24 protein-coding genes are annotated in these 25,070 nt (G+C 67.2%); 15 read left to right on the top strand and 9 right to left on the bottom strand.

The genetic code is table 11. The features are described from left to right. Positions 1–98: 98 nt before the first annotated feature. From argS to NX774_RS22710, 7 genes are read left to right on the top strand one after another with little or no spacing between them, the layout of a single operon-like run. Complete coding sequence (gene argS / locus NX774_RS22740) at positions 99–1,808, top strand: arginine--tRNA ligase (protein WP_258824578.1); 1,710 nt, start codon at positions 99–101, stop codon at positions 1,806–1,808. Positions 1,809–1,823: 15 nt separating this feature from the next. Beyond that, the gene (locus NX774_RS22735) at positions 1,824–2,501 is read left to right on the top strand and encodes an SPOR domain-containing protein (RefSeq protein WP_258824577.1); all 678 of its coding nucleotides are present in this window, start codon (positions 1,824–1,826) and stop codon (positions 2,499–2,501) included. 10 nt (positions 2,502–2,511) lie between these two features. Continuing rightward, a complete protein-coding gene (locus NX774_RS22730; RefSeq protein ID WP_258824576.1) occupies positions 2,512–3,183 on the top strand; it encodes a thiol:disulfide interchange protein DsbA/DsbL in 672 nt (223 codons plus the stop codon). After that, the gene (locus NX774_RS22725) at positions 3,180–3,974 is read left to right on the top strand and encodes an SDR family oxidoreductase (protein ID WP_258824575.1); all 795 of its coding nucleotides are present in this window, start codon (positions 3,180–3,182) and stop codon (positions 3,972–3,974) included. Before NX774_RS22730 ends, NX774_RS22725 begins: the two co-directional genes overlap by 4 nt. Continuing rightward, on the top strand, positions 3,971–4,735 hold the full coding sequence (locus NX774_RS22720; RefSeq protein ID WP_258824574.1) for a biotin--[acetyl-CoA-carboxylase] ligase: 765 nt from the start codon (positions 3,971–3,973) through the stop codon (positions 4,733–4,735). Before NX774_RS22725 ends, NX774_RS22720 begins: the two co-directional genes overlap by 4 nt. Positions 4,736–4,740: 5 nt before the next feature. Continuing rightward, on the top strand, positions 4,741–5,481 hold the full coding sequence (locus NX774_RS22715) for a type III pantothenate kinase (protein ID WP_258824573.1): 741 nt from the start codon (positions 4,741–4,743) through the stop codon (positions 5,479–5,481). 3 nt (positions 5,482–5,484) lie between these two features. Beyond that, a complete protein-coding gene (locus NX774_RS22710) occupies positions 5,485–6,204 on the top strand; it encodes an SPOR domain-containing protein (RefSeq protein WP_258824572.1) in 720 nt (239 codons plus the stop codon). 3 nt (positions 6,205–6,207) lie between these two features. Here the strand turns inward: NX774_RS22710 and NX774_RS22705 are convergent, their stop codons facing one another. The 6 genes from NX774_RS22705 to NX774_RS22680 all read right to left on the bottom strand — a co-directional run bounded on the left by NX774_RS22705 (position 6,208) and on the right by NX774_RS22680 (position 13,322). After that, entirely contained in the window at positions 6,208–7,203 is a 996-nt protein-coding gene (locus NX774_RS22705; RefSeq protein ID WP_258824571.1) for a septal ring lytic transglycosylase RlpA family protein, read from the bottom strand. A 16-nt stretch (positions 7,204–7,219) separates the two neighbouring features. Then, positions 7,220–8,335, bottom strand: coding sequence for a rod shape-determining protein RodA (rodA, locus tag NX774_RS22700; protein WP_258824570.1), 1,116 nt, complete (start codon positions 8,333–8,335; stop codon positions 7,220–7,222). A 3-nt stretch (positions 8,336–8,338) separates the two neighbouring features. Then, entirely contained in the window at positions 8,339–10,324 is a 1,986-nt protein-coding gene (gene mrdA, locus NX774_RS22695) for a penicillin-binding protein 2 (protein ID WP_258824569.1), read from the bottom strand. A 9-nt stretch (positions 10,325–10,333) separates the two neighbouring features. Further along, positions 10,334–10,855, bottom strand: a complete 522-nt coding sequence (gene mreD, locus NX774_RS22690; protein ID WP_258824568.1) for a rod shape-determining protein MreD — start codon at positions 10,853–10,855, stop codon at positions 10,334–10,336. Continuing rightward, positions 10,855–12,177, bottom strand: a complete 1,323-nt coding sequence (gene mreC, locus NX774_RS22685) for a rod shape-determining protein MreC (RefSeq protein WP_258824567.1) — start codon at positions 12,175–12,177, stop codon at positions 10,855–10,857. The genes mreD and mreC overlap by 1 nt, the downstream gene beginning before the upstream one ends. Before the next feature lie 101 nt (positions 12,178–12,278). Further along, on the bottom strand, positions 12,279–13,322 hold the full coding sequence (locus tag NX774_RS22680) for a rod shape-determining protein (RefSeq protein WP_036235315.1): 1,044 nt from the start codon (positions 13,320–13,322) through the stop codon (positions 12,279–12,281). A gap of 307 nt (positions 13,323–13,629) precedes the next feature. Between NX774_RS22680 and gatC the strand changes: the two genes are divergently transcribed. The 5 genes from gatC (at position 13,630) to NX774_RS22655 (ending at position 17,796) form a co-directional block, all read left to right on the top strand. Beyond that, positions 13,630–13,929 (top strand): Asp-tRNA(Asn)/Glu-tRNA(Gln) amidotransferase subunit GatC, encoded by a 300-nt coding sequence (gatC, locus tag NX774_RS22675; RefSeq protein WP_258824566.1) that lies wholly within the window; start codon positions 13,630–13,632, stop codon positions 13,927–13,929. Positions 13,930–13,942: 13 nt separating this feature from the next. Next, positions 13,943–15,418, top strand: coding sequence for an Asp-tRNA(Asn)/Glu-tRNA(Gln) amidotransferase subunit GatA (gatA, locus tag NX774_RS22670; RefSeq protein WP_258824565.1), 1,476 nt, complete (start codon positions 13,943–13,945; stop codon positions 15,416–15,418). Positions 15,419–15,487: 69 nt separating this feature from the next. Next, a complete protein-coding gene (gene gatB, locus NX774_RS22665; protein ID WP_258824564.1) occupies positions 15,488–16,948 on the top strand; it encodes an Asp-tRNA(Asn)/Glu-tRNA(Gln) amidotransferase subunit GatB in 1,461 nt (486 codons plus the stop codon). 111 nt (positions 16,949–17,059) lie between these two features. Further along, on the top strand, positions 17,060–17,494 hold the full coding sequence (locus tag NX774_RS22660) for a GNAT family N-acetyltransferase (RefSeq protein WP_258824563.1): 435 nt from the start codon (positions 17,060–17,062) through the stop codon (positions 17,492–17,494). Continuing rightward, positions 17,485–17,796, top strand: coding sequence for a hypothetical protein (locus tag NX774_RS22655; protein ID WP_258824562.1), 312 nt, complete (start codon positions 17,485–17,487; stop codon positions 17,794–17,796). The genes NX774_RS22660 and NX774_RS22655 overlap by 10 nt, the downstream gene beginning before the upstream one ends. Before the next feature lie 10 nt (positions 17,797–17,806). Here the strand turns inward: NX774_RS22655 and NX774_RS22650 are convergent, their stop codons facing one another. Further along, a complete protein-coding gene (locus tag NX774_RS22650) occupies positions 17,807–18,388 on the bottom strand; it encodes a TetR/AcrR family transcriptional regulator (RefSeq protein ID WP_258824561.1) in 582 nt (193 codons plus the stop codon). A 105-nt stretch (positions 18,389–18,493) separates the two neighbouring features. Here NX774_RS22650 and NX774_RS22645 point away from each other — a divergent pair, with 105 nt between their 5' ends. Continuing rightward, the gene (locus tag NX774_RS22645; protein ID WP_258824560.1) at positions 18,494–19,144 is read left to right on the top strand and encodes a glutathione S-transferase family protein; all 651 of its coding nucleotides are present in this window, start codon (positions 18,494–18,496) and stop codon (positions 19,142–19,144) included. A 92-nt stretch (positions 19,145–19,236) separates the two neighbouring features. Here the strand turns inward: NX774_RS22645 and pyrE are convergent, their stop codons facing one another. Further along, complete coding sequence (pyrE, locus tag NX774_RS22640; protein ID WP_258824559.1) at positions 19,237–19,899, bottom strand: orotate phosphoribosyltransferase; 663 nt, start codon at positions 19,897–19,899, stop codon at positions 19,237–19,239. An 84-nt stretch (positions 19,900–19,983) separates the two neighbouring features. Here pyrE and NX774_RS22635 point away from each other — a divergent pair, with 84 nt between their 5' ends. Continuing rightward, the gene (locus NX774_RS22635) at positions 19,984–20,754 is read left to right on the top strand and encodes an exodeoxyribonuclease III (RefSeq protein WP_258824558.1); all 771 of its coding nucleotides are present in this window, start codon (positions 19,984–19,986) and stop codon (positions 20,752–20,754) included. Between the two features lie 51 nt (positions 20,755–20,805). On the opposite strand, the gene NX774_RS22630 is transcribed toward NX774_RS22635, so the two are convergent. Beyond that, a complete protein-coding gene (locus NX774_RS22630; RefSeq protein WP_258824557.1) occupies positions 20,806–21,225 on the bottom strand; it encodes a hypothetical protein in 420 nt (139 codons plus the stop codon). 241 nt (positions 21,226–21,466) lie between these two features. Between NX774_RS22630 and NX774_RS22625 the strand changes: the two genes are divergently transcribed. Next, a complete protein-coding gene (locus NX774_RS22625) occupies positions 21,467–24,910 on the top strand; it encodes an Ig-like domain-containing protein (RefSeq protein ID WP_258824556.1) in 3,444 nt (1,147 codons plus the stop codon). Positions 24,911–25,070: the final 160 nt, after the last annotated feature.

Below are 25,070 nucleotides of genomic sequence, written 5' to 3'. Positions count from 1 at the left end.
GGGCCCTGACGGTATTCGGCGCTGCAGCAAACCAGTATAATGGACGATATTTTGCCTGTGGCGCGACCACGGCCCGAACCCTTTACAGACGAACCACCATGCTCGCCCAACAAAAACAAGAAATCGCTGCCCTGTTCCAGGCCGCCCTTGCGCCGATCATCGCCGGCAGCGATTTGACCCCGAATATCGTCCTTGAGCGCCCGCGCGACCCGTCGCACGGCGACATCGCCTGCAATATCGCCATGCAGCTGGCCAAGCCGCTCAAGACCAACCCGCGCGAACTGGCCACGCGCCTGGTCGCCGCCCTGCTTGCCGAGCCCGCCGCACAGGGGCTGGTGGAATCGGCCGACGTGGCCGGCCCCGGCTTCATCAACCTGCGCGTGGCTGCCAGTGCCAAGCAGTCGGTGGTGCGCACCATCCTGCAGCAGGGCGAAGGCTACGGCCGCAGCACCGCCGGCACCGGCCGCCACGTGATCATCGAATTCGTGTCCGCCAACCCGACCGGCCCGCTGCACGTGGGCCACGGCCGCCAGGCCGCGCTGGGCGACGCGCTGTCGTCGCTGTTCGAGTCGCAGGGCCACCAGGTCACTCGCGAGTTCTACTACAACGACGCCGGCGTCCAGATCCTCACGCTGGCCAATTCGGTGCAGGCGCGCGCGCGCGGCTTCCGCCCGGGCGACACGGAATGGCCCGAGTCGGCCTACAACGGCGACTACATCCAGGACATCGCCGACGACTTCCTGGCCAAGAAGACCGTCTCGGCCAGCGACGGCCAGCCGGCCACGGCCAGCGGCGCCACCGACGACCTCGAATCGATCCGCCGCTTCGCGGTGACCTACCTGCGCAACGAGCAGGACATCGACCTGCAGGCTTTTGGTGTCAAGTTCGATAACTACTACCTCGAGTCCTCGCTCTACACCGACGGCAAGGTCGAGGCGACCGTCAAGGCGCTGGTCGATTCGGGCAAGACCTACGAACAGGAAGGCGCGCTGTGGCTCAAGACCACCGACTACGGCGACGACAAGGACCGCGTGATGCGCAAGTCCGACGGCACCTACACCTACTTCCTGCCGGACGTGGCCTACCACATCGAAAAATTCCGCCGCGGCTTCACCAAGGCGATCAACGTGCAGGGCAGCGACCACCACGGCACCATCGCGCGCGTGCGCGCCGGCCTGCAGGCGGTGAACATCGGCATCCCGCAGGGCTACCCCGACTACGTGCTGCACAAGATGGTCACCGTGATGAAGAACGGCGAAGAGGTCAAGATCAGCAAGCGCGCCGGCTCCTACGTGACCGTGCGCGACCTGATCGAATGGTCGGGCAACGGCGACATCACGCGCGGGCGCGATGCGGTGCGCTTCTTCCTCATCTCGCGCAAGGCCGATACCGAATTCGTGTTCGACGTGGACGTGGCGCTCAAGACCAGCGACGAGAACCCGGTGTACTACGTGCAGTACGCCCATGCACGCATCTGCTCGGTGCTGGCGCAGTGGGGTGGCGACGAAGCGGCGCTGGCGAACGTGGACCTGGCCCCGCTGACCGCCCCGCGCGAGGCGACGCTGCTGGCCACCCTGGCCGACTACCCCGAAATGCTCGAGCGCGCGCTGGCCGAACTGGGCCCGCACCAGGTCGCGTTCTACCTGCGCGAGCTGGCCGGCGAACTGCACGGCTACTACAACGCCGAGCGCGTGCTGGTGGACGACGAGGCGCTCAAGCTGGCGCGCCTGGCACTCTTGGCGGCAACCCGCCAGGTGCTGCGCAACGGCCTGGCCCTGATCGGCGTATCCGCACCCAACAAGATGTAACCAGAGAAGGCGTCAATGACCGTCCAGCACCCACTCCACAGCCGCCAGCGTGGCAGCACGCTCACCGGCATCATCATCGGCCTGATCATCGGCCTTGCCATCGCGGTGGCGGTGGCGCTGGCGATCACGAAAGGCGCCTCGCCGTTCACCGACAAGGCGGTCAAGACCGGCCGCCCGGCAGACCCGGAACCGGGCCAGGCGACCGATCCGAACAAGCCGCTGTACAGCAACCGCGACGCCGCGCGCGAAGCGAACAAGGAACTGAGCGCCCGCGCCACCACCCGCAGCGGCAACGCGGCCGACGCCGACCCGCTCGGCGCGGCGATCGCCGGCATGAAGGAGCCTGCCGCGCACGGCGAGGCGCCGCGCCCGGCCCCGGCCCCGGCGGCGGCAGCCCCGGCCCCGGCACCTGCCGCGCCCGCCGCACCCGCCGCGGCCCCGGCTGCGGGCGGCGACGGCTATGTGTACTACCTGCAGGCCGGCGCGTTCCGCGAAATGGCCGACGCCGAAAGCGCCAAGGCCAAGCTGGCCCTGCTCGGCTTCGAGGCCAGCATCAGCGACCGCACCAGCGATTCGGGCGTGCTGCACCGCGTGCGCATGGGCCCGTACAACCAGGTCGAGGCAATGAACAAGGCCAGGGCCAAGCTGCTCGACAGCGGCGTGGACGTGGCCATCGTCCGCAACCAGAAATAGGGAGCTTCCCATGCGCCTGCTGCGCCGCCTGCTGATCGCTTGCGCCCTGCTCGGTTTCGTTTCGGCCACGGTCGCCTCCCCCAACGCGCCCACGGCCGGCGTCGAATACCTGGTGCTGCCGGCCGCGCAGCCGACGGACGCCGGCGACAAGGTCGAGGTGACCGAGTTCTTCGCCTACTACTGCCCGCACTGCAACGCCTTCGAGCCGGTGCTGGCGGCCTGGGTCAAAAAGCAGGGCGCGAACATCGTGTTCAAGCGCGTGCACGTCACGCGCGACATGAACGTGCTGCCGCAGCAGCGCCTGTTCTACACGCTCGAGGCGCTGGGCCTGCTGGAGCAGTACCACGCCAAGGTGTTCGCCGCGATGCACGAAAGCCGCCTGCCGCTCAATACCGACGAAGCCGTGTTCGACTGGGCAAGCAAGGCCGGCATCGACCGCGCCCGCTTCATCGACACCTACCGTTCGTACGGCGTGCAGGCGCGCATGTACCAGGCCAACGCCAAGATGCAGGCCTACGGCATCAACCAGTGGCCGATGGTCGCCGTCGGCGGCCGCTACCTGACCTCGCCCTACCACGCCCACCTCGGGCAAACCGAACCGGTCGCCGAGAGCCAGATGCAGCAGGAGGCGCTGCAGGTGATGGACTACCTGGTCGCACGCGCGAAAGCGGACAAGAAATGACGCATGCCGCCGGCAGCATGGACCGCGTGTTCATCACCGGCGCATCGAGCGGCATCGGCGCCGCGCTGGCGCGCCGCTACGCGCAGCAAGGCGCCACGCTCGGCCTGGCCGCGCGCCGCCGCGAACTGCTGGAAGAACTCGCCGCCAGCCTGCCCAATCCCGAACGCCACCGCGTGTACGCGCTCGACGTGCTCGACCGCCCCGCGCTGGCGGGGGCCGCGCAGGACTTCATCGGCGCGCTCGGCGGCGCCGACATCGTGATCGCCAACGCCGGCATCTCGCACGGCACGCTCACCGACCGCGCGGAAGACCTTGGCGTGTTCGACGCCGTGTTCGCCACCAACGTCAACGCCACCGTGGCCACCTTCGCGCCCTTCGTCGAGGCGATGAAGGCACAGCAGGGTCCGCGCCGGCTGGTGGGCATCGCCAGCGTGGCCGGCATCCGCGGCCTGCCCGGCGCCGGCGCCTACAGCGCTTCCAAGGCGGCGGTGATCTCCTACTGCGAGTCGCTGCGGCTCGAACTGAAACACCATGGCATCCCGGTCGTCACCATCGCGCCGGGATACATCGACACACCAATGACCCGTCACAACCAATACCCGATGCCCTTCCTGATGCCGGTGGATCGCTTCGCCGAACTGGCGGTGCGCGCCATCGGCCGCGGCGACAGCTACCGCGTCATCCCGTGGCAGATGGGCGTGGTCGCCAAGCTGTTGCGGCTGCTGCCCAATCCGCTGTACGACGCCCTGTTCCACAAGGCGCCGCGCAAGGCGCGCAAGGTGGCGCCATGAACGCGGCATCGATCGCCGCGCTGTCCACGAGCGGCGTGCAGGTCGAGGTGGTGCCGCAAACCGGATCGACCAACGCCGACCTGCTGGCGCGCGCGGGCGCGCTCGCGCAGCCGCTGCTGCTGGTGGCCGAGCACCAGACCGCGGGGCGCGGGCGCGCCGGGCGCAGCTGGCTGTCCGCCCCCGGCCATTCGCTCACTTTTTCGCTGGCGTGGAAGTTCGAGTCCGGGCCGCAGGCGCTGTCCGGGCTGCCGCTGGCAGTGGGCGTGGCGCTGGCCGAAACGCTCGGCCGGCTTGGCGTGCAGGTACAGCTGAAGTGGCCGAACGACCTGCTCAAGGATGGCGACAAGCTGGCCGGCATCCTGATCGAGACGGCGGCCGCGCCGGGCCCGGGCATCTGGGCCGTGATCGGCGTGGGCCTGAACCTCGTGATGCCCGACGAACTCGAACGCGAGATCGGGCGCGCGGTGTCCGCCGTCCCGTGGCTGGCGCGCATGGACCGCGACGAACTGATGGCGGCGCTCCTGGACGGACTGGCCGCAATGCTGCGCCAGTTCGAACGCACCGGGTTTGCCACTTTTGCCGCGCGCTGGAACCTGCTGCACGCCTACCAGGGCGACACGGTGCGCATCCTCGACCGCGGCGCGGTGCTGCACGAAGGCGTGGCCGCCGGCGTGGACGACACCGGCCGGCTGCTGCTCGACACCGGCGAACGCCGCATCGCGATCGCCGCCGGCGACGTTTCGCTGCGGCTGAAGGAGTGACGACGATGCTGCTGCTGGTCGACGCGGGCAACACGCGGGTCAAGTGGGCGCTGGCCGACATGGCGGCGGCCCCGGGCGAGTGGCTGGCGCAAGGGGCAGTCGCGCACGCCGCGCTCGACACGCTGCCGCAGTCCTTGCAGGGCCTGCACATCGAGCGCGCCATCATCTCCAACGTGGCGGGGGCCGAGCTGCGCACGCGGCTCGGCGCCCTGCTGCCGACGGTACCGACGGAGTGGTTCGCGTCGAGCGCGCAGCGCGCCGGACTGGCGAACGGCTATCGCAACCCGACCCAGCTTGGCTGCGACCGCTTTGCCGCCGCGATCGGCGCGCGTGCGCTGGAACCGGGCCGGGCACTGGTGGTGGCCACCTGCGGCACCGCCACCACGATCGACGCGGTCAGCGCCGACGGCGTCTTCATCGGCGGGATGATCCTGCCGGGCCTGGCGCTGATGGCGTCTTCCCTGGCCCGCAACACGGCCCAGCTGCCGCAGGTGGCGCCAGGCGCCGCCCCGCCCCCGCTGTTCGCCGACAATACCGACGATGCGATCGTCTCGGGCTGCCTGTCGGCGCAGGCCGGCGCCATCGAACGCGCTGTGCGGGCGCACCAGGCCGAACGCTGCATCGTGTCCGGCGGCGCGGCGCCGTGGATATCCACCTCGCTCAACATCCCGCACCGGCTGGCCGATAATATGGTGCTGGTGGGTTTGCACGCGGCAGCCCTTGGCGCCGCACAGATGGAGGAATAGACCGTGCTCAAATTCGTCTTCTGGATCCTGCTCGGCCTGAACGGCGTGCTGTTCGCTTACTCCAAAGGCTATCTCGGCAACGTGAAAAGCGAGGAACACGAACCGGCGCGCGTCAAGAACCAGCTCGAGCCGCAGCGCGTGCAAATGGTGACGGCCGAGCAGGCGCAGGCGGCCGCCGCCAGCGCCGCGGCGGCCTCGAGCGAAGCATCCGCGCCGGCCGCCGCCTCCGCGCCCGCTGCCAGCGCCCCGCCGGTGGCCGTGGTGGCCTGCACCGAAGTGGGCCCGCTGTCCCCCGCCGACGAGCGCCGCTTCCAGGCGCGCCTGGCCAAGCTCGATCTGGGCGAGCACGAAACGCACGTGACCGTGCCGTTCCAGGAAGTGACGAGCCGGCTGGTGTACATTCCGAGCCTGGGCAGCAAGGAGGCCGCCGACCGCAAGGCGGCCGAGCTGCGTTCGATGGGCGTGACGAACTTCTTCATCATTTCGGGCGATTCGCCCTACAAGTACGGCATCTCGCTGGGGCTGTTCAAGTCCGAGACCTCGGCCCAGGCCATGCTCGCGTCGCTGGCCAAGCAGGGTGTGCGCAGCGCGCGCATCGCCCCGCGCGGGCCGGTCAGCAACCGCACCGTGTACCAGTTCCGCGGCATCGATGCGGATACGCGTGCCAAGATCGTCGACATCGCCGACCGCTACGACACCGCCGACGTGCGCGCCTGCAAATAGCGGCTAACGCCGCACGATGATCGGCTTGATCCCGAACCCTGACGGCAGTTCCGCCACCGCCTTCTGCGCCTGCTCGCGCGTGCTGAACGGCCCGCGCAGCAGCCTGTTCACCGCGCCCGCCGCGATCACCTTGAGCGAATCGGCCGCCAGCCCGGCCTGCACCAGGCGCTCGCTCATCTCCTGCGCCTTGCCGGCCTTGCTGAACGATCCCAGCTGCAGGTAGAAGCCGCTCGCGGGCGCGCTTTGCGCCACCGGCGCCGGTTCCGGCTCCATGCGGTCCTCCAGCATCAGGGCCGCGATCGACGGCGGCGCCGGCACCGCCTGGGCGGCGGAGGTGGCCTCGCGCCGCGCGGTCGCAATGCGCGCCGGGTCGTTGGGGAACATGCGCTCGATCTTGACCTCGTGACTGCCCTTGCCCAACAGGCCCAGCTTGAGCGCGGCCGTGTACGACACGTCGATGATGCGGTCGGAATGGAAGGGCCCGCGGTCGTTGATGCGCACGACCACCGACTTGCCGCTTTCCATGCTGGTCACGCGCGCGTACGACGGAATCGGCAGCACCGGATGCGCGGCCGTCATCTTGTACATGTCGTACAGCTCGCCCGAGGACGTGCGCTGGCCATGGAACTTGACGCCATACCAGCTGGCCACGCCGCGCTGCGTGAATGGCTCGTCGTTGATCAGCGGCGTGTAGGTCTGGCCGAACACCGAGTACGGCTTGTTCGCGAACTTCGCGTACGGCTCGTACTTGACCTCGGCGTCGGGCACGTCGCGCAGGCCCGGCGGCGGATTCTCGCCGGGGCCGTCGTCCTGGTAATAGCCGCCACGGCCGGAACCGGCAGCCGGCAGCTTGGGCAGGTCGGGATCGATCTTGTGGTCCTTGGCCGACTTGTGCGGCCACGGCAGGGGAATGAAACGGTGGTGCTCTCCGGTGGAGCTGCAACCTGCCATCAACGCCGAGAGCATGATGACCGTAGGGAGGGTTCTCGAAACGGCCATCAGGCTCCTCGTTCAGTCAAGTCTGCACCAGTTTTCGGTGTCTTTGTATGCTCATCAATATACCAGACGCGAGGCCCAGTGTGAAAAGCGCGGTCCCGCCGTAACTCATGAACGGCAGCGGCACGCCGACCACGGGCAGGATGCCGGACACCATGCCCATATTGACGAATGCGTAAGTGAAGAAGCTCATCGTGATCGATCCGGCGAGCAGGCGCGTGAACAGGTTGGGTGCGTTCGCCGCGATCATCAGGCCGCGGCCAATGAGCAGCAGGTACAGGAACAGCAGCACCAGGTTGCCGACCAGGCCAAACTCTTCCGAATACACCGAGAAGATGAAGTCGGTGGTGCGCTCGGGGATGAACTCGAGGTAGGCCTGGGTGCCCTTCATGTAGCCCTTGCCGGTGACGCCGCCCGAGCCGATCGCAATCGTGGACTGGATGATGTGGAAGCCCTTGCCGAGCGGGTCGGAGGTGGGGTCGATCAGCGTCATCACGCGCTCGCGCTGGTAGTCGTGCATCACCGACCACACCACCGGCAGGCTGGCCCCGGCGGCGGCGGCCAGCCCGAGCAGCGCCTTCCACGACAGGCCGGCCAGGAAGATCACGTAAAAGCCGGGCGCGAGCACCAGCAGCGAAGTGCCCAGGTCGGGCTGCCTGGCGATCAGCCCGACGGGAATTACCAGCAGGATGGCGGCGACGATGAACGAATGCCAGCGCACCATGCCCTGCTTGAACTGGAAGTACCACGCCAGCATCAGCGGCATGGCGATCTTCATGATCTCGGACGGCTGGATGTCCACGCCCACGTGCAGCCAGCGCCGCGCGCCCTTCTTGACCGTGCCGGCCACCGCCACCGCAATGAGCAGCGCCACGCCCACCGTGTACACCGGCACCGCCAGGCGCAGCAGCGTCTGCGGCGGCACGTTGGCCGCCACCCACATGATCACGAAGGCGACCAGGATGTTGCGCATCTGGCCTTCCAGGCGGCCCGGGAAGTCGTGCCCGGCCGACGACAGCGTGACCAGGCCCGTGCACAGCAGCAGGAACAGGATCAGGGCCAACGGGCCGTCGAAGACCGCGAAGTAAGGCTTGAGCCTGCGCCCGAGCGAGCGCCGTTCCGGAATGTGCGCCATGGCTTACTCCTTGTTCCCGGCCGTTTCGCCGCCGGGCCTGAATTCAGTGGTCGCGCCCGCCGGCGCCGTGGTCTGCGGATCCGAAGGCGGCTCGGCATCCGGGTTCGGCTGCGGCGGCAGCGGCTTGTCCTTCTCGCCCGGCTTTTTGCCCAGCAGGTAGTAGTCGAGCGCCTTACGCGCGATCGGCGCGGCCACCGCCGCACCAAAGCCGGCGTTCTCGACCACCAGCGCCAGCGCGATGCGCGGATGATCCGCCGGCGCGAACGCGATGAAGAGCGCATTGTCGCGCAGCCGTTCCGGCGTCATCGCCGCGTTGTACTTGCCGCCCTTCAGGCCCACCACCTGCGCGGTACCGGTCTTGCCGCCGGCCGTGTACGGAATGCCCCGAAACGCCTGCGCGCCGGTGCCTTCGGTGATCACGCCCACCATGGCGCGCTTGATGGTGTCGATGTTCTCCTGCTTGAGCGGGATGCGCGCGCTCTCCTTGGGCACGGTAAGGGTGCGCTTCCTGGACACCGGGTCCTCCACCGTCTTGACCAGGTGCGGCTTCATCACGACGCCGTCGTTGGCCAGCGTGGCCACCGCGTGCGCCATCTGCAGCGGCGTGTAGTTGTTAAAGCCGTTGCCGATGCTGATCGAGATCGTGTCGCCGCCCACCCACTTCTGCGCCGCGCGGTTCTTCTTGAAGCGCTCGCGCTTCCACTCCTGCGACGGCAGCACGCCCTTCTGCTCGTGCAGCAAGTCGATGCCGGTGATCTGACCGAAGCCGAACGGCGCCATGAACTTGCTGATCGCGTCGATGCCCATGTCGTTGCCGAGCTGGTAATAGTAGGTATCGCACGACAGCACGATCGAGCGGTACATGTCGATGAAGCCGTGGCCGCCCTTCTTGTCGTCGTTGAAGCGGTGCCCGCCCAGCATGAAGAAGCCGGGGTCCGAAATGCCGTATTCGGGACGCCGCTTGCCCAGCTCCAGCGCCGCCAGCGCCATGTAGGGCTTGAAGGTGGAGCCCGGCGGATAGGTGCCCGACAGCGGACGGTTCATCAGCGGCCGGTCCAGCGAGGTGTTCAGCTCGTTCCAGCTCTGCGCGTCGATGCCGTCCACGAACAGGTTGGGGTCGAAGCCCGGGCGCGACACGTAGGCCAGGATGTCGCCGGTGGCCGGCTCGATCGCCACCAGCGCGCCGCGGTAGTCGCCGAACGCTTCCTCGACCACCTTCTGCAGCTCGATGTCGATCGACAGGATCAGGTTCTGGCCCGAGGTGGGCGCGGTGCGCGACAGCGTGCGGATCGCGCGACCGCCAGCCGAGCGTTCCACTTCCTCGTAGCCGGTGATGCCGTGCAGCTGGCGCTCGTAGCTCTTCTCCAGGCCTTCCTTGCCGATGTGGTCGGTGCCGTTGTAGTTGGCGGCGTCGTCGCTGCCGGCCAGGTCGTTGGCCTCGCTCTGGTTGATGCGGCCGATGTAGCCGATCACGTGCGACGCGGTCTCGCCCAGCGGGTACTGGCGGAACAGGCGCGCCTGCACTTCCACGCCCGGAAAGCGGAAGCGCTGCGCGGTGAAGCGCGCCACCTCCTCGTCGGTCAGGCGGGTGCGGATCGGCACGCTGGCGAAGTTCTTCGACTCTTCCAGCAGGTGCTTGAAGCGCTTGCGGTCCTTGGCCTCGATGGTCACCAGCTTGGCCAGCTCGTCGATCACCGAGTCCATGTTGGCCTGCAGCTTGGACGGTGTGATCTCGAGCGTGTAAGCGGAGTAGTTGCGCGCCAGGACCACGCCGTTGCGGTCCACGATCAGGCCGCGGTTGGGCACGATCGGCACCAGCGCGATGCGGTTGTCCTCCGCCTGCGCCATGTACTCGCTGTGCTTGATCACCTGCAGCCACACGAAGCGCGCCACCAGCAGGCCAAAGCAGATGAACACGAACACCACCACCGCAGTCAGGCGCATGCGGAACAGGTGGATTTCGCGGTCGTTGTCTTTTATCTCGGTCATTGGTACTACTCAGATCGGACGCGTATGGTCGCGGTCGATCGCGCGCCGCTGCGGCGCCAGCAGCAGCCACGTGATGAGCGGCCACAGCGCGACGGCAACCGCGCTGTCGATGAACTGCAGCCAGCCCGCCCAGCGGCCGCTCGCCATCAGGCGCACGATCGACTGGATCGCCTGCGCGAACAGCAGCAGCGGGAACACGTGCATCGCCTGGGTGATCACGGGGAACCACAGCACGCGGCGGTGGATCATGATCGCCAGGTACGACAGCAGCGTGTACGACAGCGCGTGCTCGCCGAGCAGGGTCGCGTCGTGCACGTCCATCAACAGGCCCATCGAAAAAGCGACCCCGATGCCGACCTTGCGCGGCTGGTGGATGCCCCAGAATACCAGCACCAGCGCGGCGAAATCGGGCGCGCCCACCCAGCGGCCCCAGGGCAGCAGGTTAAGCATGAAGGCGCAGGTCAGGCTGAACGCGATGAACAGCGGGCTGACCGGCAGCAGGATGTATTGCGGGCGGTTCGCGGTCGGCATTACGCGCCCTCCTTGCGTTGCGCCTGCTGCGGCACGGCGGCCGCGGCGGTGGTGGCGCCGGCGCGCGCCGGCTGCGACGGCTTTTGCGCGGCCGCGGCCTGTGCCGGCGTGGCGGCCGCGGGTGCAGCGCGTTGCGCAGCGCCCCCTGCGGCCGGCACCGTGGCGGGCGACGGCGCGCGCTGCGCCGACGTGGCCGCCGCTGGCGTCTGGGCCGGCGTGCCGGCGGCGCCGCGCGGGCTGGCGGCAGCTTGCGGAACGACGTTGGTTGCGGCCGGCGGATGCTGGGCAGCGCCCGTTGCGGCCGGTGCGCCCTGCACCGCTGCGCCGGGCGCCTGGGCCGCTCCCGCTGCGGGCGCGGTGCCGGAAGGCTGCTGCGCCGGCAGCGGCGCCGAAGGCAGCGGCGGCAGCGGCACCGGGTCCATCGCCGGCAGGTTCTTCTTGTTCAGCGCAACCGTCTTGCCGGCTTCCCCGGCCGGGCGCGGCGGCTTGGCCTCGCTCGACATCACGATCAGGAGTTGCCGGTTGCGGTCGATGCCGGCCAGCGGCTGGCATACCACGCGCCCGAACGCGCCCTGGCCAACGCTCTCGACCTGGATCACCTTGGCCACCGCCAGCCCGGCCGGGTACATGCCGTCCAGGCCCGACGTGACCAGCACGTCACCCACCTGGATGTCGGCGTTGGGCGCGACAAAGCGCAGGTCCAAAAGGCCCGACTGGCCGCGGCCGTAGGCCACGCTGCGCAGGCCCGAGCGCAGCACCTGCACGGGAATGGCCTGCTCCTTGTCGGTCAACAGCGTCACCTCGGACGTGAACGGGAACACGCGCGTGACCTGGCCCACCACGCCGGCGTGGTCGATCACCGGCAGGCCCAGCGTGACGCCGTTCTTCATGCCGCGGTCGAGCACGACCTTGTGCACCGCCGGATCGCGCGCGTCGTACAGGATCTCGCTCATCATCGAGTGCACCGGCAGGTGCTCGCGCGCGTCCATGAGCTTGCGCAGGTGGGCGTTCTCCGCCATCTGCAGCTGCGCCTGCTGCAGCGCCTGCGAGGTGGCCACCTGCTGGCTCTTGAGCTCGGCCACTTCCTTCTGCAGCGACGACAGCGACGAAAAGTAGTCGCCCATCGACGTCAACGCGTCGCGCGGCATCAGGGCCACCATTTGGAACGGGTACAGGACCGTCGCGGCCACCTGGCGCACCGCGGTGAGCGCGTGCAGGCGCGCGTCGATGACGAGCAGCGCAATGGAAATGAGCGCGAACACCGTCACCTTCACCCGCGCCGGGGCGCCCTGTTTGAAAAGTGGCGGTGGACTGTATTCCATGAGTTGAGAATAATGAATGCGCCGGTCCCCAAGGTCAACGCGGGCAGTCGCGCGGCCCTGGAAAGCCGCGCGCCCTGCCCGCGTCTAGGCGCAGTACACGCTTATTCGTACGAGAAGATCGAGCCCAGCTTGTCCATGCGCTCGAGCGCCATGCCCGAGCCGCGCACCACGCAGGTCAGCGGATCTTCGGCCACCAGCACCGGCAGGCCGGTCTCTTCCATCAGCAAGCGGTCCAGGTCGCGCAGCAGCGCGCCGCCGCCGGTGAGCATCATGCCCTTCTCGGCGATGTCGGCGCCCAGTTCCGGCGGGGTCTGTTCGAGCGCGTTCTTGACGGCCGAGACGATGTTGTTGAGCGGGTCGGTCAGCGCTTCCAGGATCTCGTTGGATGAGATCGTGAACGAACGCGGGATGCCCTCGGACAGGTTGCGGCCCTTGACTTCCATCTCCTTGACTTCGGAACCCGGGAAGGCCGAACCGATCGCCTTCTTGATCGCCTCGGCGGTCTGTTCGCCGATCAGCATGCCGTAGTTGCGGCGGATGTAATTGACGATCGCTTCATCGAACTTGTCGCCGCCCACGCGCACCGAGCCCTTGTACACCATGCCGCCCAGCGAGATGATGCCGACCTCGGTGGTGCCGCCGCCGATATCCACCACCATCGAGCCGGTCGCCTCGGCCACCGGCAGGCCGGCGCCGATCGCGGCGGCCATCGGCTCTTCGATCAGGTACACCTGCGAGGCGCCCGCGCCCAGCGCCGACTCGCGGATCGCGCGGCGTTCGACCTGGGTGGAGCCGCACGGCACGCAGATGATGATGCGCGGCGACGGGCGGAAGAATTTGGAGTCGTGCACCATGCGGATGAACTGCTTGAGCATCTGCTCGGTGACGGTGAAGTCGGCGATCACGCCGTCCTTCATGGGACGGATCGCTTCGATGTTGCCGGGGACTTTGCCGAGCATCTGCTTGGCTTCCTTGCCGACGGCCTGGATGGTCTTCTTGCCGTTCGGCCCGCCCTCCTGGCGGATCGCGACGACCGACGGCTCGTCCAGCACGATGCCCAGCCCGCGCACATAGATCAGCGTATTGGCGGTGCCCAGGTCGATTGCCAGGTCATTCGAAAAGTAGCTGCGTAAAAAACCAAACATGTGTGTCCTGAATGCGCAAGTCGGGTGCGCTAAACATTGATGGAGTGGAGATGCCGTGCCCGAGCCCGTCGCCGCGGTCGGCCGCTGGCGGCCCCGCGGCCGGCCCCTTTCGGCGCCAGCAACGCATTAGCCCGCCATTCTACCTTATAATTTGCCGATTATTTCGCGAAACCCCTTCGATTTCACAAGGACGAGACAAGCGAATTCGGCCGCGTTACCAAGGTTTTATCGACCGTAGCCGGCAAGGAATCAGGTTTCACCATTCGCCCAACCATTTTGCCCGCGGCAGCCATGCCGCGCCCTAGCCATGTCCCTGACACTATCAGACGTTAAACGGATCGCCAACCTGGCCCAGCTCGATATGGACGAAGCCCACGCCGAGAAGATGCTCACCGAGTTGAACGGCATCTTCGCGCTGGCCGAACAGATGCAGGCGGTCGACACCAGCGGCGTGGCGCCGCTCGCCCAGCCGCTCTCGGCCATCCTGGCGCTGCCGCTGCGCCTGCGCGAGGATGTGGTCACCGAGGAAAACCATCGCGAGGACTACCAGAAGCCCGCGCCCAAGTCCCAGGACGGCCTGTACCTGGTGCCGAAAGTGATCGAATAACAAGGTACGCAGCATGCATAACAAGACCATCAAAGAACTGTCGGCGCTGCTCCAGTCCAAGCAGGTGTCGGCCACCGAACTGGCCCAGCACTACCTGGACCGCATCGCCGCCAGCAACCTGAACGCCTTCCTGGATGTCGAGCCCGAGCTGTCGCTGGCGCAGGCCCGGGCCGCCGACGAACGCATCGCCCAGGGTACCGCGGGCGTGCTCACCGGCGTGCCCATCGCGCACAAGGACATCTTCGTCACGCGCGGCTGGCGCTCGACCGCCTCGTCCAAAATGCTGGGTAACTATGTCAGCCCATTCGACGCGACCGTCGTCGAAAAATTCAATGCGGCCGGCATGGTCACGCTCGGTAAACTCAATTGCGACGAGTTCGCCATGGGCGGCTCGAACGAGAATTCGGCCTTCGGCGCGGTGAAGAACCCGTGGGACCAGCAGGCCGTGCCGGGCGGCTCGTCAGGCGGCTCGGCCGCGGCAGTGGCCGCGCGCCTGGCGCCGGGCGCCACCGGCACCGACACCGGCGGCTCGATCCGCCAGCCGGCCGCCTTCTGCGGCATCACCGGCATCAAGCCCACCTATGGGCGCGTGTCGCGTTTCGGCATGATCGCGTTCGCCTCCTCGCTCGACCAGGGCGGCCCGATGGCGCAGACCGCCGAGGACTGCGCGCTGCTGCTGAACGAAATGACGGGCTTTGACGAGCGCGACTCGACCAGCCTCACGCCCGAACAGGGCAACGTGCGCGAAGACTTCGGCCGCGACCTCGCCAAGCCGCTGAACGGCCTGCGCATCGGCGTGCCCAAGGAGTACTTCGGCGAGGGCCTGGCAGCCGACGTCGAGGCCGCCGTGCGCGCCGCACTGGAGCAGTTCGTCAAGCTCGGCGCCACCCTGGTGGACATCTCGCTGCCGCGCACCAGCCTGTCGATCCCGACCTACTACATCATTGCGCCGGCCGAGGCTTCCTCGAACCTGTCGCGCTTTGACGGTGTGCGCTACGGCTTCCGCGCGCCGGAGTACAAGGACCTGCAGGACATGTACAAGAAGACCCGCGCCGAAGGCTTCGGCCCCGAGGTCCAGCGCCGCATCATGGTTGGCACCTACGTGCTGTGCCACGGCTACTACGACGCCTACTACGTGCAGGCGCAAAAGATCCGCCGCATGATCGCCGACGACTTCCAGGCCGCCTTCCGCGACCAGTGCGACGTCATCATGGGCCCGGTGGCCCCGAGCGTGGCATGGGACCTGGGCGCGAAATCGAACGACCCGGTGGCCAACTACCTGGCCGACATCTTCACGCTCTCGACCAGCCTGGCGGGCCTGCCCGGCATGTCGATCCCGGTCGGTTTCGGCCAGGGCGAGAAGAACGCCAACCGTCCGGTCGGCCTGCAAATCATCGGCAACTACTTTGCCGAAGCGAAGCTGCTGAACATCGCGCACCAGTACCAGCAAGCGACCGACTGGCATCAACGCGCGCCGCAAGGCGTCTAACGTAGGGTGGGCAGGTCTCCTGCCCACGCGTTCAACCAGCGCCCGAATACTCGCAAAGAGAGAAAAATCATGCAATGGGAAGTCGTCATCGGTCTTGAGAACCACGTCCAGCTCACGACCAACTCCAAAATCTTCAGCGGCAGCTCGATCAAGTTCGGCGCCGAACCCAACACCCAGGCCAGCCCCGTGGACCTGGCGCTGCCGGGCGTGCTGCCGGTACTGAACCGCGGCGCGGTCGAACGCGCGATCCGCTTCGGCCTGGCCGTGGGCGCAAAAATCGCCCCGGTCTCGGTGTTCGCCCGCAAGAACTACTTCTACCCGGACCTGCCCAAGGGCTACCAGATCAGCCAGTTCGAGGACCCGGTGGTCCAGGGCGGCACCATCAGCTTCTGGTACGAGAAGGACGGCAAGCAGGAGTTCAAGACCGTCAACCTGACCCGCGCCCACCTCGAGGAAGACGCCGGCAAGTCGCTGCACGAGGACTACGCCGGCATGAGCGGCATCGACCTCAATCGCGCCGGCACGCCGCTGCTGGAGATCGTGTCCGAACCCGAAATGCGCAGCGCCGCCGAGGCGGTCGCCTACGCCAAGGCCCTGCACTCGCTGGTGATGTGGCTCGGCGTCTGCGACGGCAACATGCAGGAAGGCTCGTTCCGCTGCGACGTGAACGTGTCGGTGCGTCCGGTCGGCCAGAAGGAATTCGGCACCCGCTGCGAGATCAAGAACCTGAACTCGTTCCGCTTCATGGAAGAGGCGATCCACTACGAAGTGCGGCGCCAGATCGAACTGATCGAGGACGGCGGCAAGGTGGTGCAGGCCACGCGCCTGTGGGACCCGGACCGCAAGGAAACCCGCGAGATGCGCACCAAGGAAGACGCGCAGGACTACCGCTACTTCCCCGACCCCGACCTGCCGCCGCTGGTGATCGGCCAGGACTGGATCGAGCGCGTGAAGGCCGACATGCCCGAACTGCCGGCAGCGATGCGTGAACGCTTCGTCAACGACTACGGCCTGCCCGCGTACGATGCCAACGTGCTGACCTCATCACAGGAGATGGCGACCTACTACGAAGCCATCGTCGCCAAGGCCGGCAAGGAAAACGCCAAGGCCGCCGCCAACTGGATGATGGGCGACGTGTCCTCGACCCTGAACCGCGAAGGCGTGTCGATCAACGAAGCGCCGGTGGAAGCGTCGCAACTGGCCCTGCTCCTTAAGCGCATCGCCGACGGCACCATCTCGAACAAGGCGGCCAAGGAAGTGTTCCAGGCGATGTGGGAAGCGAAGTCGGGCGACGAGAACCTGGCCGACATCGTGATCGAGCAGAAGGGCCTGAAGCAGATCTCCGACACCGGCGCGCTGGAAGCGATCGTGGACGAGGTGTTGGCCAACAACGCCAAGTCGGTCGAGCAGTACCGCGCCGGCAAGGAAGCGGCGATCAACGCGCTGATCGGCCAGACCATGAAGGCATCGAAGGGCAAGGCCAACCCGGCCCAGGTGACTGAGCTGTTGAAGAAAAAGCTCGCGGGCTAAGCGCGCGTTCTCTTCACGCAAAAACCGGGGCCTGCGCGCCCCGGTTTTTTATTGCGTTGACAACGCTCTCGTGCCACGATGACCGTCATTCCAATCCACACCGGAGGCAGCGTGAGCAGCGAATACGTCGTGGCAGTCGAGAGCAAGCCGGAACCGGGCGACATGGCGGCAATCGTCCGCGGCCTGACCGAATTCAATGCGTCCAAGGCCGCGGGCGATACACCGAACTACCTGCTTGTCACGCTGCGCGACGCCGAGGGGACGGTGGTTGGCGGACTGCTTGGCGCCACCTACCTGGGCTGGCTGCAAGTGCAGGCGCTGTGGTTGCCAGAAGCACTGCGCGGGGGCGGGCATGGCCGCGCCTTGATGGCACAAGCGGAGCAGGAGGCCATTCGGCGCGGCTGTCCGCGCGCTTTTCTGGAAACGCTCAGCTTTCAGGCACTGCCGTTCTACGAAAAGCTGGGGTACAAGGTGTTTAGCAAACTCCCCGACTTCCCGCCGGGCGGCGCGCGCTATGCGCTGACCAAAGAGCTGGCATGCGAATGACCACCAGACGCCTGACCAGACGCGAGCTGTACGCCTACGAGGGCCGCTGGAAGCTCATCCTGTTTGCGTGCGCGGTCGTGCTTGTCGTTGACCTGGCGTATATGGTCGGAACCCATCCTCGCGGACTGCACCGGACGGCCGGCTTTTTCATCATCGGGTCATGCGCTGGGGGATGCACAATTGCCCTACGAAGATTGCATAAGGCCGGCTTGACGGAGACGAAGGGAAGCGGCGGCATCGGCCGCGACGCCGGTGACCTGGACATCTCCGACATCATCGACACCGCCTCCGGCGACGATTGAGTCCCGGCTCTCAACAATCGCCCAGCAGCGCCAGCGCCTGCCGCCTGGCTGACGCCCGCAGCGAACTGCATAACGCGGCGTCCTCCGTGGTGCGTGCCAGCAGCATGCCGCCCACGCACAGCGACAGGATCGCCTGCGCGCGCTGCTCCCCATCCTCGGCCCCTGCCAGCGCGCGCCGATAGACCTCGGTCAGGTTGCGCACCAGCTGGGTGTAGGCCTTCTGCGGCATCAAGCCCGCCCGCGCCACATCCCCTGGCAGCGCGTAGAGCGGGCAATGGTAGTCGGGGCTGCCCAGCACCTCGTCGCTCAGGTAGATGTCGACGATCCTGCGCGCCAGCTCCATCGGCGTGGGCGCCGGCCGGCCCTTGAAGTCGGGGCGGAACGGATTGCACGAGCTGAAGCTCTCGACGGCCGCCGCGTACAGTTCGTCCTTGCTGCCAAAGTGATTGTAGAAGCCGCCGCGCGTGAGCCCGGCGTCGGCCATGATGCAGTCGATCGACACCTTCTCGAACCCGTGCCGGTTGAACAGCTTGCGCGCCGACTCGACGATCCGGGCGCGGGTGCGTGCCTTGTGTTCGCTGGTGTAGGGCATCTTCTTGTCCTCCTCAGGACCCCATTATCGGGCGATTCAAAATATGTTCTTGAACATATTATCAAGGTCCGTATCCTGCGGCTTGTCCAACCAAGGAGAGCAAGCATGTACACCCTGACCACCTACCGCTCCGTCCCCTCGTTTGCCATCGGCTTCGTGCGCGACCTGCGCGTGCGCTGGGCGCTCGAAGAGGCCGGCCTGCCGTACCAGCTGCGCCTGATCGAGTTCGACGAACGGCATTCCCCGGCATACCGCCAGCAGCAGCCGTTTGGCCAGGTGCCGATGCTGCAGGACGGGGATCTGTCGCTGTTCGAATCGGGCGCCATTTTGCTGCACCTGGGCGAGAAAACGCCCGCCCTGCTGCTGGACGCGCCCGCTGCCCGCGCCCACGTTCACACATGGATGTTCGCCGCGCTCAACACCGTCGAACCGCACGTGCTCAACCTGGTGAGCCTGCTCGCGTTCTCGTCCGGCGAAGCATGGGCAAAAGAGCGCCGCCCGGCGCTGGAAGAAACGGTGCTACAACGCCTGCGCGACCTGGATGCATGGCTGGAAGGACGCGAGTACCTGGCGGGCGGCTTCAGCGCCGCCGACATCCTCATGGTCACGGTGCTGCGCCTGCTCGGCGCGACCGATCACGTGGCCCGGTTCCCGCACCTGAAGGCGTACCTGGACCGCTGCACCGCGCGGGCCGCTTTCAAGAAGGCGCTCGCGGACCAGCTGGCGCTGTATGCGCCGAAAGTGGCGAACGCGTAAGACCCGTAGGGTGGGCAGCTCGTCTGCCCACGCGTTCATGCAGCGCCTGCGTGATCTGGAAGCGTGGGCAGGCAAGCTGCCCACCCTACCTGTCAGACGCCGTAGCGCGCGCGGTACGCGGCCACTTTGTCCTTGAACTGCGCCAGCTGCGGGTCGTCCGCGTGGGTGGACAGGTAGCCAAACAGGTCGTCGAGGTTGGCGATCGAGATCACCGGAATGCCGAACTCCTTCGACACCTCCTGCACCGCCGAATGGGCCGACAGCGCGTCGTCCTTGCCCGAGCGTTCCATGCGGTCGAGCGCGATCAGCACTGCGCACGGCTCGGCGCCGGCGGCGCGGATCATGTTCACCGACTCGCGCACCGAGGTGCCGGCCGAGATCACGTCATCGACGATGACCACTTTGCCCTGCAGCTTGGCGCCGACGATGGTGCCGCCTTCGCCATGGTCCTTGGCTTCCTTGCGGTTGTACGCGTACGAGGTGTTGCGGCCCTTGGCGGCCAGCGCCACGGCGGTGGCGGAGGCAAGCGTGATGCCCTTGTAGGCAGGCCCGAACAGCATGTCGAACTGCACGCCGGAATCGAGCAGCGTCTGCGCGTAGAACTGCGCCAGCTGGCCGAGCGTTGCGCCGTCGTGGAACAGCCCCGCGTTGAAGAAGTAAGGCGACTGGCGGCCGGCCTTGGTGGTGAATTCGCCGAACTTCAGCACTCCCGTCGAGACCGAAAACGCGATAAACTCTTGGCGCAAGTTGTTCACGATAACCCCAAAAATAAAAGACGGGCTGTATTGTAATCCGCCCCCGCCCCTGGCGCACGCATCACCCCGTCCCACTCACTGTCCATGCCACGAATTATCTCCGCCAACCTCAACGGCATCCGCTCCGCCCACAAGAAGGGCTTCTTCGACTGGATGGGCAAGCAGGACGCCGATTTCATCTGCGTCCAGGAGCTCAAGGCCCAGGAGGCCGACATGACCGAGGAATTCCTCGCGCCACACGGCTACCACGGCCACTTCCACTATGCCGAGAAGAAGGGCTATTCGGGCACCGGCGTGTACAGCCGCAGCAAGCCGGACGCCGTGCGCACCGGCTTTGGCTGCCCTGAATTCGACGCCGAAGGCCGCTACACCCGCTGCGACCTGGGCAACCTGACCGTGATCTCGGTGTACTGCCCGTCCGGCTCGTCCTCGCCTGAGCGCCAGGAAGCCAAGTTCCGTTTCATGGACGTGTTCCTGCCGCACCTGTCGGAGCTCAAGGCCGAAGGCCGCGAAGTGGTGATCTGCGGCGACTGGAACATCGCGCACAAGGAAATCGACCTGAAGAACTGGAAGGGCAACCAGAAGAATTCGGGCTTCCTGCCGGAAGAACGCGCGTGGATGACGCGCATTTTCGATGAGCTGGGACTGGTGGACGTGCACCGCGGGATCGACCAGCGCCCCGAGCAGTACACCTGGTGGAGCAACCGCGGCCAGGCCTGGGCCAAGAACGTGGGGTGGCGGATCGACTACCACGTTGCCACCCCGGGCATCGCGGCCAGCGCGAAGGCGGTCTCGATCTACAAGGACGAGCGCTTCTCCGACCACGCCCCGCTGATCATCGACTACCACCTGTAAGCCGCGTCACGGCCCGCCACCGATCGATGCGCGGGCCAGGAGGCGCCGCCCTCAGCCCTCGCGTTCGTAGTAGAGGACTTCGCCGCACTCGGAGCACACGACGGCGCGCACGTCGCCGCGGCTGTTCATGTTGCGCCGGTGGACCCGCGCCTCGCCGCACGAGTGGCAATGCACGTCGGAGCGCGCCACCGCGCACTCGGGATGCGTGCTCAGGTACCAGCTCAGGCTGTGGCTCTCCCACTCGGCGCTCTCGCGGCGGTGGTTCAGGGTGATCAGGATGAAGGCGGACACCATCACCACCGGCACCGCGCCAAATGCGCCCCACATGGCGCCGATGAAGGCTTGCTGCGCCAGCGGCCCGTCCTCGCCCGCCAGGAACAGCAGGCAGCCGACCAGCGCGCCGACAGGAATCAACCAGAATGGATGGGGTTTGACGGACGGCGGGTCCGTTTTGTTGCTCGGTACAGTCATCTCGTTCCTTTCGATGTAGGAAGATTTGTTGCCTGGGCCTTGCTTTGACATCAACATAGCAGCTCTGCCGTCGGCACGCAACGCTGTTCGATGCTGCACCGCAGTGATGAGCGCCGCTATCACCCCCTGCCGGGGGGATTCGCTCCCTGACCTCTTTCCCGGGGCCAATTTTCCGGGTTAAATGGCTTGTTCAAATACCAAAGGCCCGGCGCCGCCGCGCACCTGCGGCGCCCAACATGCCATGACCCGACCGACTTCCTTCCTTTCCGGCCCCTTCGCCGCAAGCGCTGCCCAGCCCGGCGTTGTTTTGATGCAGGGCAGCAGCCGCTCTTCCGCGGACATCGCGTTCCCGGTGCCCATTTTCGGCGGCGCGACCCCGAGCGGGGCGCCGGACCACATGAGCATCGACCTGGTGTTCAGCACGGCGATGGCGCTTCGCTCGGGCGCGATCTGGATCACGGACGGGGCGGTGCAGACGGTGGTCGATCGCGGCACCGGCCTGCCGACGATGCGCATCATTGGCGCGACCGACACCAAGCAGGTGGCAGCGAGCAGCGTGCATTTCAGCGGCAACCATGTGGTGATCGATGGCTGGGACCTGCAGCCGCAGCACAGCTACAGCGTGGTGATGGCGCCCGGCGCCCTCGCATCAAGCAGCGGCAACGCCTTCGGCACCCTCAACCCCGGCATGGCGCGCTTTGACACCGGCGCCGCGGTGGACCGCTCCGCGCCCACCCTGGTCTCGATGAACCTGAGTAGTTCGATGCTGCGCAGCGGCGCCCCGGCCACGCTGACCATCAAGTTCTCGGAAGCGGTCCCCGACTTCAACGCATCGATGGTGACCACGCCGAACGCGGTGCTCACCAACCTGCAGTCGGACGACAAGATCACCTGGACAGCAACGCTCTCGGCGACGGACCTGAACGTCGAAACCAGCGCCAACGTCGGCATCAACATGATCAACCTGCACGACGCGGCCGGCAACGCGGGGATTCCCACGAGCCTTGCGGCCAGCTACCAGGTTGACACCAAGCCGCCCGCGCTGCCGTCGATCCAGCTCGCCGGCATTGTGCTCGACAGCGCGCACACGATCGGCCTGACGCTGGTGTTTACTGAACCGGTGCAGGCACTGCCGGCCGCGGCGATCAGCGCGCCGCACGCGACCGTGGGCGCGCTGGCGACCAGCGACAACGGCCGCACCTGGACGGCCACCCTGTCGGCGGCCGACACCACGCCCAGCAGCGGCAACCAGGTCAGCGTGGACCTGGGCAAGGTGCTCGACATCGCCGGCAATGCCGGCAGCGGCACCGTGTCCAGCAGCGCCAGCTACGCCATCGCCACCGCGCCAACCGGCGGCCTGACCGCCACGGTGGCCCTGTCCGGCGCCACCACGCTGCGCGCCGGCGGCGCCGCGCCGACCGTCACCATCACCTTCTCGGAAGGCGTATCGAGCCTGGACCCGGGCGCAGTCTCCACGCCCAACGCACAGCTGCAGGACCTGCACCCGGTCGATGCCTCGGGCACGACCTGGTCGGCCACGCTGGCGCCTGGCGCGGGCGGCATCAACGCGCCGTCCAATGCGGTCGCCATCGACATGGCGCGCGTGGTCAGCACCGCCAACCACACCGGGACCGGCACTGCCAGTTCCGGCAACTACGCGGTGGACACCATCGTCACCGCCTGGCTCGCGCCGACGGTGAGCATCAACGACACGGGCGTGAGCAGCAGCGACTACCTGACCACCGACAGCCGCCTGAACTTGAAAGGCTGCGTCATCGGCCTGTCGGGATCTGGCGCGCCCGCAGACGGCACCTCGGTCAGGCTCATGCTGGACGGCGTGGATGCCAGCGCCTCGCTCGCGTTCAACAACGAAACGCAGAAGTACACCTGGTCCGCCTTCAACTCCACCGTGCTGGCCGAGGGCGCACACCAGGTCACGGCCTGGCTGCAGGACGCCACCGGGCACCACAGCGCGCAAGTGACCCAGGTGTTCACGATCGACTCGACGCTCCCGTCGCTCACCGGCCCGGCCACCGGCGCCACGCAGGACGCCTCGTCGCCGCTGCTGCTCAACTTCAGCGAGCCGGTCTATCTCGACCCCAGCGTCGCCTCCACCGCACTGCAACTGGAGAACGTGAGCGCCTATGCCGGCATCGCCAGCATCACCATCGACGACCGCAATTTTTCGGCCGACCACAAAACGCTGGCCGTCTCGGCCGACGCGCTGCACCTGGCCGGCGGCAGCACCTACAGGGTCACGCTGCCTGGCGCGGTGATCATGGACCGTGCCGGCAACCTGCTGCCGGCCAGTTCGGTCGAACTCAAGGCCAGCGGCACCTATACCGACACCACGGCGCCGTCGGCGCTGCGCGCGGACGGCGTCACCAGCAGCGGCTGGCCCGGCAAGAGCTACCCGGCCGGCACCACGATCGACATCGCCGTCCTGTTCGACGAGGCGGTGCGCGCGGTCTCGGGCCAGACGCCGTCGCTGGCGCTCAATACCGGTGGCACGGCCACCTACAAGAGCGCGAGCAGCGACGGCAAGACCCTGCACTTCAGCTACACGGTCGGGGCCAGCGACGCCGACACCGCCAGGCTCGACATTGCCGACGCCAGCGGCCTGGCCGGCAAGATCGAAGACCTGGCCGGCAACAAGCTCGACGCGTCGCACATCCAGGTCGCGCCGCTGAACCTGGAGTGGAACATCGCGGTGGACACCCACGCCCCGGCCGCGCTCAACGCGCCGTCACTCTACAGCTACAGCGACCACGGCATCTCGCACAGCGACCGCCTGACCAACGATGCGACCCCGACCCTGACCGGCACCGGCGCCGAGCCGGACGCGCGCGAGATTCAGCTCTACGAGGGCAGCACCAGGATCGGCGGCGGCTACGCCAATGCCGACGGCACCTGGTTCGCCGACGTGTTCGATTCGAAGGCGCTGTCCGACGGCGTGCATACCCTGTCCGTGCTGCAGATGGACCAGGCCGGCAACCTGGGTCCGCTGTCGGCCACGGTGCAGGTCACGATCGACACGGTGGCCCCGGCCAGCGTGCTGTCCGCACCCGCGCTGGACCCGAGCAGCGACACCGGCGTCTCGAACAGCGACCACATCACGCGCGACACCACGCCCACGCTGACCGGCACCGCAGCGCCCAACAGCCTGGTGCGCATCTACCTGCTGCAGTCCACCCCGGCGCTGATGGGCGAAGGCGTGGCCGACGCCAGCGGCAAGTGGAGCATCACGTCCAAGAACCTGGTGGTGGGCAGCACCTACCAGTACGTGGTGCGCCAGTGTGACGACGCCGGCAACGAAGGGCCCGATTCCCCGGCGCTGACGATCACGATGGATACCAATGGCCCCACCCTGTCCAGCTCGACCGCATCCGTGGCCTCGGGCGCGGCCTTCATCCTGAAGTTCAACGAACGGATCGACGTCGCCTCCGTGGGCGCGCTGACGCTGTACGACTCGGCCAACCATGTGGTGGCGACCTATGCCGCCGGCGCCAACTGGAGCGTGGGCAGCGACGGCTCGCACGACATCTCGGTATTCCAGATCGACGGCCTGGCCAACGGCGCCTACAAGCTGCACGCCGAATCCAGCCAGGCCGCCGACCTGGCCGGTAACGTGTCGCTGGTCGGCCTGCCGGACCTGGTCTTCACCGTCGGGCCGCCCACGACCTGACGGGGCGGTATGGCAGTCGCCCCCATGCAACAAGGAAACAAAAAGTTAGTTCCCTCGGGAAAATGTTGCTGTTTTGTTTGTTATCATCCCGCTATTCAGGTTCGCCCGTAGCGGGCTCCGTGCCACCGTTTACCTGCCGGCCGCCTCCGGGCCGGGCATC

It is taken from the genome of Massilia agilis (assembly GCF_024756255.1).
Lineage (GTDB): Bacteria > Pseudomonadota > Gammaproteobacteria > Burkholderiales > Burkholderiaceae_D > Telluria > Telluria agilis.
Note: the sequence above shows the minus strand (reverse complement) of the source record. Positions and strands in the feature narration are given on the sequence as shown.